General features: G+C 57.1%; 1 protein-coding gene. It reads right to left on the bottom strand.

What is annotated here, in order from left to right:
• Positions 1 to 174 precede the first annotated feature (174 nt).
• Positions 175 to 1,293, bottom strand: coding sequence for an ATP-binding protein (locus Q1K23_RS08395; protein ID WP_300363776.1), 1,119 nt, complete (start codon positions 1,291 to 1,293; stop codon positions 175 to 177).
• Positions 1,294 to 1,486 lie beyond the last annotated feature (193 nt).

Genomic DNA, 1,486 nt, shown 5'->3' with positions numbered 1-1,486 from the left:
ACGGTGGGCACTGAAACTCCTTGAGTTTTATTATAGCGTAGTGCAGGGATGTGAAGTGGCGGAGACGCTGGGAACGGGGGGCGCCGTTGGCGCGGGGAACGGGAAACGGGAATCGGGAACGTAGTGCGCCTTTGGCGCAGTTGATGGTTGATGGTGAATCGATGGGGGTGTCATTCAAGAATTTCCCTGGTGGGCGATCCAGTAGCCGAAAAGGGGGTCCTGGGGGCGGTAGGTGCCGGCGGTTTCGTCGATGATGTCTTTTTTCAGGAGGGCTTTGACGGCTTTTTGGAGGGTGGAGCTGGTGATGGAGAACGCTTCCAGATGATGGGCGGCGTAGATCTCTTTGCCTTCGGCGGCGATGATGAGTTTGAGGGCTTTGCGCTGGGTGAGGGTGAGGCGTTCCCACTCCTGGCGGAAGAGGTCCTCCTCTCTTTCGAGTACGAGACGCAGGGCTTTGGCGAAGATCTCCATGTCGGCGTTTTTGGGGGTCATCTCCCATATTTCGTAGGCGAGCTGCTGGGTGTAGTAGGGAAATCCTGCCGAGACGGAGAGGATGGCGGCGATGACTTCGTCGTCGACGTTTTTTCCGGTGCGTTCGAATCCGTCGCGGATATACGCGCGCCACTCCTCTTCGCCGATGGGGCCCAAGGGGAGGTGTTTGACCGATTTGTAGAAGGCGCGGTTTTTGTCGGTGAAGATCTCGCGCATGAGGCTCTGCTTCGATCCCATGAAGAGGTAGGAGACTTCGCTGCCGTGGCGCTGGACGACGCTCCGCAGCTTCGCTTCGAGGCCCAGCTGGACGATCTGCTGGAACTCGTCGAAGACCACGACGATCCGCTTGCCGCTTCGGGCGTACAGAAGCGGGGTTTCCAGCACTTCGTCGAGGGTGGCCTGGATGTCTCTGGAGGAGAACGAGAGGGCGTATCTGGGATTTCCGGCGGCGTCGAAGGAGACGGTGACGTTTGGGCGGATCTTCGCGACCTGTTTGAAAAAGGCGACGATCTTTTCGGCGGGTCCCCTCAGGGAAGCGGCGATGGCGTGGAAGTAGGCGTCGATGAACTCCCTTTTGTCGGTGATGGGCATGAGATCCACGAAAACGGTGTGAAACCCCTCTTTCTTTTCGAGCTCTCCGAGCGCTTTCATGACCAAAGATGTCTTGCCAAAACGCCTGGGAGCGTAGATCAGCAGATTCATGCCGGCCTCGACGTCGTTTTTTATGGTTTCGATCTCGGTCGTCCGGTCGCAGAAATGCTCGTCGTAGACCACACCGCCGTAGTAGAAAGGATTTTGCATGGGATCTCCTTTTTGGTATACCTGGTGGTATTATACCTTATGGTATATTGGTTGATGGAAGCGGCTGCGCCGCGGGAATCGGAAAGCGGGGAACAGGGAACGGGAAGCGGGAAACGGAAATGAGCGGTGCCGTTGGCGCTGCCAAAAGAGAGATCGTTCTCTGATCTGACGCAAAAAGAGGTGACGATGATCC

Origin of the sequence: Hydrogenimonas sp. (assembly GCF_029933015.1) — a bacterium.
Taxonomy (GTDB): Bacteria; Campylobacterota; Campylobacteria; order Campylobacterales; family Hydrogenimonadaceae; genus Hydrogenimonas.
Note: the sequence above shows the minus strand (reverse complement) of the source record. Positions and strands in the feature narration are given on the sequence as shown.

Coding starts and splice junctions, on each gene's coding strand:
- Q1K23_RS08395 (WP_300363776.1), bottom strand. CDS start 1,293: ATGCAAAATCCTTTCTACTACGGCGGTGTGGTCTACGACGAGCATTTC.